At 53.5% G+C, this 8,351-nt stretch carries 6 protein-coding genes; 5 read left to right on the top strand and 1 reads right to left on the bottom strand.

The features are described from left to right. The first annotated feature begins 466 nt into the window (after positions 1-466). Positions 467-907, top strand: coding sequence for a DNA/RNA nuclease SfsA (locus G9Q73_RS11400; protein WP_246345217.1), 441 nt, complete (start codon positions 467-469; stop codon positions 905-907). Positions 908-946: 39 nt separating this feature from the next. Here the strand turns inward: G9Q73_RS11400 and cpdA are convergent, their stop codons facing one another. Next, positions 947-1,774: a 3',5'-cyclic-AMP phosphodiesterase gene (cpdA, locus tag G9Q73_RS11405; protein ID WP_177419896.1), complete on the bottom strand. Its 828-nt coding sequence runs from the start codon at positions 1,772-1,774 to the stop codon at positions 947-949. Between the two features lie 234 nt (positions 1,775-2,008). On the opposite strand from cpdA, the gene G9Q73_RS11410 reads away from it, so the two are divergent. From G9Q73_RS11410 to G9Q73_RS11425, 4 genes are all read left to right on the top strand, one after another. Continuing rightward, positions 2,009-2,935 carry a hydrogen peroxide-inducible genes activator gene (locus G9Q73_RS11410; RefSeq protein WP_177419897.1) on the top strand — a complete coding sequence of 309 codons (927 nt, stop codon included), beginning with the start codon at positions 2,009-2,011 and terminating at the stop codon, positions 2,933-2,935. 243 nt (positions 2,936-3,178) lie between these two features. Then, positions 3,179-4,522, top strand: coding sequence for an apolipoprotein N-acyltransferase (gene lnt, locus G9Q73_RS11415; protein ID WP_218649949.1), 1,344 nt, complete (start codon positions 3,179-3,181; stop codon positions 4,520-4,522). A gap of 228 nt (positions 4,523-4,750) precedes the next feature. After that, positions 4,751-5,323 (top strand): hypothetical protein, encoded by a 573-nt coding sequence (locus tag G9Q73_RS11420; protein WP_177419899.1) that lies wholly within the window; start codon positions 4,751-4,753, stop codon positions 5,321-5,323. A 38-nt stretch (positions 5,324-5,361) separates the two neighbouring features. Further along, a partial coding sequence (locus tag G9Q73_RS11425) for a SpvB/TcaC N-terminal domain-containing protein (protein ID WP_177419900.1) occupies positions 5,362-8,351 on the top strand: 2,990 nt, incomplete at its 3' end.

Here is an 8,351-nt window from a genome sequence, read left to right on the forward strand (position 1 = left end):
TGTTGCGGAAGGATTGTCGTAGTATCCCACTGCGTCGGATATACCGTCAGCCTGCGCATTTGCTGGGGCAGAACGTAGTGATACAGGCGGTGAGCCATAGCTTGATGCTCATTATCTACCTCTTTAGAGAGTTTTTCCGTTGATTCTGGCGAAGACCCTAATATGCTTCCCAGTCGTGGTCGTAAATTAGGGATTGCCTAAGAGTTTTCCCGAGTCAGGCCCGTTGTTCTACTACTACCAAATGACATATACTAAAACGCTATAAACGCTGGCGGATGTCGAAATTGACGATGGTTCCGTCGTAACCGCCCATTGTCCCAATAATGGCAGTATGCGTGATGCTGGAGCCTGAGCGTTGGTACAGATCAGCCACAGTGACAATCCGCGCCGCAAGTTGCCTTACGCTGAACGGTGATATGCGGCGGATCGGCGATACCGGCCGGACGAATCCGGTGATCAGCGAAAGTTGCGTGAAGAGGATTCCAGGCCCGAGGGGTACCGGGATGTGCGGACTGAAGTGACCTTCGAGGCGCCGGGTTTTCCCCGTTCCCGCTTCGATATGTTTCTGAGCGATGGTCCGGCGGCGGATGTCTGGGTCGAGGTCAAAAATGTCACGCTCTGGGAGGGGGGGGAGCCACTCAGTTTCCCGGATGCGGTCACTGCGCGGGGTTTGAAGCATCTTGAGCTACTGGCGGAGGCCTGTCGCCAAGGTTATCGCGGCGTGATGATCTATGCGCTCAATCGGCCGGAGGGGACGTGCTTCCGCCCAGCCGATGAGATCGATCCCGTATATGGAAAATCTCTGCGCAGGGTGGTGGAGGCTGGTGTTGAAGTGGTGGCTGTGCGCATTCTGCATCTGCCGCAGGCGATGATGGTGGGTGATCCGGTGACCGTGGATCTGAGCTGAAATTTTTTGAGGGGTCGAAAAACAGCAGGGATGTTCGGTTCAATAGCCGCTGGAATTGAAATCCAGGCCCTCAGGCATTTCCGGCAGTAGTTCCACGCCGCTACGGATTTCACCATCCGGCAACAGGGCGAGCCAGCGATAACCCGGTGGTTTGTCGTCAATGCCGAATTTGTCCTGACCTGCGATGAACTGAATGCAGGTAGAGGGAGAACCAAGCAGCAGCAGGTTGTGGTAGTTGCGCTCAAATTCCTGGTGGATATGACCGCATAGGATGCTTTTTACCTGTTTGTGCTTTGCCAGCAGTTCGAAGAGCGGTTCAGGATTGTTCAGGGCCATGCTGTCCATCCATGCGCTGTCCACTGGAATCGGGTGGTGATGCATGCAGACCAGCGTATGCTTGTCCGGGTGTTTTTGCAGCTCATCCTCGAGCCGCTCCAGCTGACTCTCGTCAAGATGGCCACCGGGTTCCTTGGGAATGGTGGAGTCCAGAAAGATCAGTGACCAGTTTCCCTGCTGTGTGCTGGGAAGGGTGGATATGCCATCCTGATTTAACAAGCGGGTCATAACCTCGGGAATATCGTGGTTCCCCGGCAGACAGAAGGTTGGAGCGCCGAATCCGGCAAACTGCTCCCTGAGTCGCCGGTAACCGGTTTCAGACGCGTCGTGAACCAGATCGCCGGTGGCAAGGATCATGTCTGGAGTCCCCATCTGCTCCAGCGCCATTGCAGAGACCAGGTTGAGTGTCTCCTGTGTATTCAAGCCGAGCAGACAGCGCGAGGTGTCAGCATAGAGATGGAAGTCCGTCAGCTGTAGTACTTTCAGACTGCCCTCAGGCAGGTTTTGGAATGTATTGGTGTCTGCAGACATCGTTGAAGGTTGGTCAAGCCTTGAAAGTTCTGGTTACCGGGCAACTCCGGCGAACCCTTGTATAACAGATTTTCAGTCTGATTATAGTAGTCTAATAAAATCTGTTGAAACAATGAAGCGGGTGCGCTTTTTATAGAAAATGTGCATTAGATTCTGTTTAATGTGCATAATTTAACCTTTATTGTGGGCTTTTAGTGCTGATGCCTGCCCATTTTTCCTTAAGGCCAGTTTGCCATGACCCTGAATGAACTCCGGTATATCGTAGCTGTTGCGCGTGAGCGTCACTTTGGGCGTGCCGCGGAAGGCTGTTTTGTCAGCCAACCTACCTTGAGCGTGGCAGTGAAAAAACTGGAGGCGGATCTGGGCGTCAGTCTGTTCGAACGTGGTCTGGGTGAAGTTACACTGACACCGGCGGGTGAACGCATCGTTGTTCAGGCTCAGAGGGTGCTGGAGGAGGCCGGTTTCATCCGAACCCTGGCAATGCAGAGTAAAGATCAACTGGTGGATCCCCTACGGGTTGGAGCCATCTACACCATTGGTCCCTACCTTTTTCCCCATCTGATTCCAGAACTGACCCGGCGGGTCTCCAGGATGCCGCTGGTCATTCGGGAAAACTTCACCGCAGTGCTGTCAGAGCAGTTGAAGCAGGGTGAATTGGATGTGGTGATCATCTCGCTCCCCTATGATGAACCGGGCATCCAGACCCGGCCACTCTATGATGAGCCCTTCTCCGTGCTACTGCCCGTAGCGCATCGGCTGACTGAGTTGAATGCCATCTCCGCCGCCGATCTCAGCAAGGAGAGTGTGCTCCTGCTGGGTGATGGGCACTGCTTCCGCGATCAGGTGCTGCGGGTCTGCCCGGGCTGTCTACAGCCCAGTTCCAGTGAAGGCAGCCTGCAACGCAATCTGGAAGGGGGTTCTTTGGAGACCATCCGCTACATGGTCGCTGGTGGTATCGGGATAACCGTGTTGCCGGATACAGCAATCAACCCAAATCCTTCGTCGGATGAATTGGTCACTACCCGACCCTTCAAGGGAGATCCCCCCTATCGCCGGGTCGCCCTTGCCTGGCGCAAGAGTTTCCCCCGTCCGGATGCTGTCGATCTGCTCTGGGAGACGATACGGGCCTGCCCGATTCGAGGTGTTTCTTTGGTCGAGTAGTCGCGCAACCCTCAGCAGAATTCCGGCGGGTGTAGGCCGACTCAAGCGCAGCGGAACCGGCAACTCTCGTGTCCTGCAGATATGAAAATTCGGGGATCACTTTTTATAATGTGAACTGAGTCACAAAAAGCCACTGCCGGATGGGATTTTTCTTCCCTTCTCGTGTTATCTATTCCACCGCGAACAGGGAACACTCGCCAGACAGGGATTTGATGCAGCGTCATCAAAGTTAAAAAACAGTACATGGACCGTATGAAAAAGAACAATATCGGACTGGATATTTTGGCCCTGCTTGCCGGCGTGGCTTTGGTTTTCGCCTTTGCCCCCTTTCATCTGCCGTGGCTGGCGCTGGTCTCCTTTGCTGCCCTGTTTCTGATCTGGAGCCGGTCAACACCCCTACGTGCCGCATGGCGCGGTTTTCTCTTCGGTTCGGCCTTCTACGGTGTAGGTCTTCATTGGCTCTTCAGCACACTGGGTGGGGTTGACGAGAGCTTTCTGCCGATACTCACTATTGCCATGACAGGTCTGGTCCTGGCGAACATCTGCCTTCCCGGCGTTTGTGGTTACATCCATGTCAGCTTGAGCCGACAGAGATCACCTTTGATCTCTGTTCTGCTGTTTGCCTCGGTCTGGACACTCGGTGAATGGGTCAGAACCTGGTGGATGACCGGCTTTCCACACTATATGGCGGGTTACGGCTTTATCGACACTCCGCTGGCAGGGTTTGCCCCATACATTGGCGTCCTGGGTCTAACTTTTTTTGTTTTACTGGCGGGTGGTTTGCTCGCGTTGGGGTTGATCGGTCCCGGGAAAAAGATGAGGCTGTCGGCATTCGCCGCACTATTGTCTCTGTTCCTGTCAGGAACCGTTTTGGGTCATCTGGAATGGACTCAGCCAATCTCCCAACCGCTTGAAGTGCGTCTGATACATGGAAATCAGGATGGGGAGCGGAAGTTTCGGCGCTACAAGGTGATCGATACCATCGAACGCTATCTGGCGATGAGCCAGATAGAACCTCGTCCGGATCTTGTATTGTGGCATGAGTCCTCAGTGGCCTACGATCTGAAGGGCGTCTATCGTTTTCTGGATGCGCAGGTGGACAGCCTGCGTGAAGCGGGAACAGAGCTGTTGCTGGGCAGCTATATCGAACGTGACGGCAAATCCTATAACGCCCTGTTTGTCGGCGCGGAACCAAAACTTCGCTATTTAAAACGTCACCTGATCCCCTTTGGTGAGTTTACCCCCGATATCCCGTTTTTGAGCGATATGGGAGATATGCCCAATGTCGCAATGGACGCTCTGACAAGTGGGCCATCAGAGCAGGGGCTCTTGCGGGTAAAGGGCGTGCCACTGGCCAGTTCCATCTGTTTTGAAAATCACTTCGGCAACGAATTACGGTACGACTGGAAAGATGCGCAACTACTTGTGCATGTGAGCGATGTGAGTTGGTTCGAAGAGACGTGGTTACCGGAGCAGTCCCTGCAGATAGCCAGAATGCGGGCGCTGGAGAGCGGCAAACCCATGCTGCATGCCACCAATAAGGGGATTAGCGCCATTATCGACCCTCGCGGCGGACGGACTCGTTGAGACCCGAAGCAGGGGAGAGGGCTGGTTTGACGGCAGCATCCAGCCCAGGCGTGGTCAGACCCCCTATACGGTCTGGGGTGAGTGGCCACTGCTGCTTGTGACGTTCACGCTCCTGTTGTTCGCACTGGCGGCAAAGATACGGATTATTCGATATCCGTCATTTTCAACGCATAGAACTCCGATGCCTGTTGCCTCGACGGTTGAATAAACAAAAATGAAAAACAGAGAATGAAGAAACCAATGGCAATTTTTGGGGCGAGTGTTATCTCCGTTATGGCAGTGGTGGTTGTCGCAATGAATACCGGTGAGATTGAGCCGGTGTCAGTTGACGAAACGGTCTCACTGCCGGAACGAACATTACGCAAAGTGGTAAAGGATTTCCTGCAGATTGAGGATGAGACATCTGAAGATCCGGTCAGTGAACTTGCTGTGGGTGAACTGCGAAAAGAGCGAGACCGCCTGGTGGTGAATGACGCACTCCCACCCGCAGCGGAAACGTTGCGAACATCGGTGGAAGAGATGCGGCTGGAGGTTGAACGGATCAACCAGGAAGCGGAGGAAGCGGAAGGCTGGGTGGGTGGCAAGGATGTCTACAGCAAAGAGACCGACCAACTGCTGCTCGAAGCGGATCTTCTGATTGCGGAGGTCAGCCAGAAGTACGGCATCACCCAGGATGAGATCTCAGCGTTGACAAATATGCAGCCCGAGACAACCGACCCTGAACTGATCGAATTGGATAGTAAACTCGAACAACTCGATGATGAGATGATCGAATTGGAACGCCGCGCCGGCAGTTTCTGATAACGCATAAAAAACACTGAATTAAGGGAATTAAACTCATGGATATGAGGTTTGCGGCCAGGTTTTCTGGCATCTTCTGCGCATCATTGATCTTTCTTTCAAACGTTGCGGCCAATAGCGGGCTGGTTGGCTCCCTGGAGGGCGAGGCCCAAGTCAATCAGGGTACCCTCGACTACACGTTACCGGTTGATCTGCCGCAAGGGCCGAATGGACTGGCGCCGGGATTATCAATTAGCTACAGCCCGCGCAGTCCCAATGGTGTCCTGGGTATTGGTTTTAAACTGGCTGGTGAGTCCGCCATTACCCGCTGCCCGGCCAACAAGGAGATCGACGGTGAACGGGGTGGCGTGGGATTCGATAACAGGGATCGTTACTGTCTCGACGGACAGCGGCTGATTGCCATAGCAGGTCAGGATGGTGAAGACGGTACTGAGTACCGCACAGTTGCAGAGAGTTACGCACGAATCGAATCCCACGGCTCGTTGGGCAGTGGGCCGGAGCGCTGGACGGTTTGGAGCAAGCGGGGTTATATCCTTGAGTATGGCGACTCATTAAATACGCGAACCTCTGCAGCCGGGCGGGATGAAGCTGCCGCCTGGAAACTCAGTAGCCGGCGTGACCGTTTTGACAACCGGATTCAATACCACTACCGCAAAGATGGTGGATTAAGCGTCCCGGATTTTATCGAGTACAGCGTGCATCGGGTCGAGTTTGAATACGAGACTCGTCCCGACAACCTCAGCGCCTATCAGTTTGGAGAAAGACGTGATTTGGGACTTCGGCTTGCTTCGTTGAATATCCTGAGTGATGGAGAAAAACTGCGGGAGTATCGTTTTAGTTACGAGATCGACGAAACACTGCCTTTCAGCCGCATAAGTGCGATTCAGCTTTGCGATGGCTTGGGTGAGTGCAGTCCTGCGACCCGGTTTGAGTGGAATGAAAATACCGGTTTCGACTTTTTCAACGATCCCTCAATTCTGACCGGCAATGCCTTCTCAACCTTTGCCCTGGGAGATCTAAATCAGGACGGACTGACCGATCTCTGTTATCTCGATCATGGACTCTACTGTGGATTGAGCAATGGGGATCATCCGGCCGAATACTCGAAATGGGCGGATCGGCTTGATGCAAAACATTGGCATAAGCCCAAAATCTCCGGGACTTTAATGTTGCTGGACCTCAACGGCGACATGAAGTCCGATTACTGCATCCAGGACAATTCCGGCATCATGTGCGGCTTGAGTGATGGGCAGGGATTCAACAACAGTCACTACTGGACCCATTCCCTCAATCGCAAGGATACCCTGCGTTTTTTCGATATCAACAGTGACGGCTATGTGGATATCTGCGCTTTTGGCAACGATGGCGTCACCTGTTTACTGAATCATGATGGCAAAAGGTTCGGACCGCCCGTGACACTCTCAGAGAGTGGCTGGCCCGCCGGTAGTGACGATATCAAGAACAACACCCTGAATTTCACCGATATCAATGGTGACAGCCTTATCGATATCTGTGGCGCAGACAGCCAGGGTTTTCGTTGCGCCCTCGGCCTGGGGGTTGACGCGGATGATATGCCGCTGTTTGGCGAGAAAGAGAGTTGGTCAGCGGAGTTTGGCAGTCAGTGGGCGAACAAAAGTTTTGCCGGTACCTTTCGGTATGGTGATCTCAATGCCGATGGTCTCTCGGATATCTGCTTTCGTCAGTCACGCAACTACACCTGTGCCATCAATACCGGAAAAGCCTTTACGCCACTCAAAAAATGGGCGGACGTTACCTATGAGTGGGGAACGGACGAGGATCTGGAGAGGAATCATAACGACAACAGTCTGAATCTGCTCGATATCAACGTGGATGGACGGGCCGATGTCTGTACCGGTTCCGGAAATGAAGCTTTCAGTTGTGCGTTGAACAATGGTGAGGGTTTCGGTGCCATGCGCAAGTATGCCAGTCTGAAGCCAAGTGTGGACGTCATAACGTTGTATGACGGCACCAAGGTCATGCCGAAAGAGAACCCATTGCGCATGACCGACATCAACAACGATGGTTCACCTGATGTCTGTTACCGAAGTTACAAGGGCATCAACTGCACCATCGGCAATGATAACAAGGCGACACTACTGGCTGCGGTTACCACAGGATATGGAACCCGTACGGAATTTGAGTATGGTCGCCTGAGTGACGATGATCTCTACGAGCGTTACACAGATGCCGTCGCGCCCGTCTTTGATTTGCGGGGTGTCACCAGGGTGGTGCGCAGTATTTCAACCTCTGATGGCATCGGTGGTATGAACCGCATCAGTTACCACTATGCCGGGCTGAAGACCCACAAAGACGACGGCAGCCTCGGGTTTGCCGAAGTCAGCAGTCATAACCACACTACCAACAGAAAACATATCACCCGCTACTATCAGGACGGTGATTTCAGCGGTCGGGTGCGGGAGATAGAAGAGCTTGTTGGTGATGTGGTTATCCTCAGGAACAGTTTGACCTATCGAAAAATGCCGATGGTTCACGACAATGTCGTCAGCGTGCAGCCCCATACCCAAGTGCTGGAACACTATGAAATTGATGGCAGTCACATCAAAACCGAAAATACCAACCACGCGGAGTACGATGAGTACGGCAATGCGTTGCGCATGGTGGTGGAGATCAACGGCGAAAATGGCGATTTTGTCAGAAAAGAGACCAGTAGTGTCTACCGCAACGATGCGTCTGCCTGGCTGATCGGCAAGCCACTCAACGTGGAGGTTACCCACACTACCCGTGAAGGTACGCTGACCCGCTCGACCGGTTTTGATTACGATCACGCCACCGGCGCATTGCGCAGCGAAGTGATCGAACCGGGCAGCAGCCTCAGCCTGACCAGTGAGTTTGAATACGACGAATATGGCAATCGTACCGGCACCGTCTTGAGCGGTCAGGGCGTGGAACCTCGTCACTCATCTGCCACCTATGATGAATTCAGGACGTTTCCCCATCAACCGTGCCAACGCGCTGGGCCACAGAAACCATCAGCAATACGTAACCA

This window comes from endosymbiont of Lamellibrachia barhami (genome assembly GCF_011947365.2).
Lineage (GTDB): Bacteria > Pseudomonadota > Gammaproteobacteria > Chromatiales > Chromatiaceae > QGON01.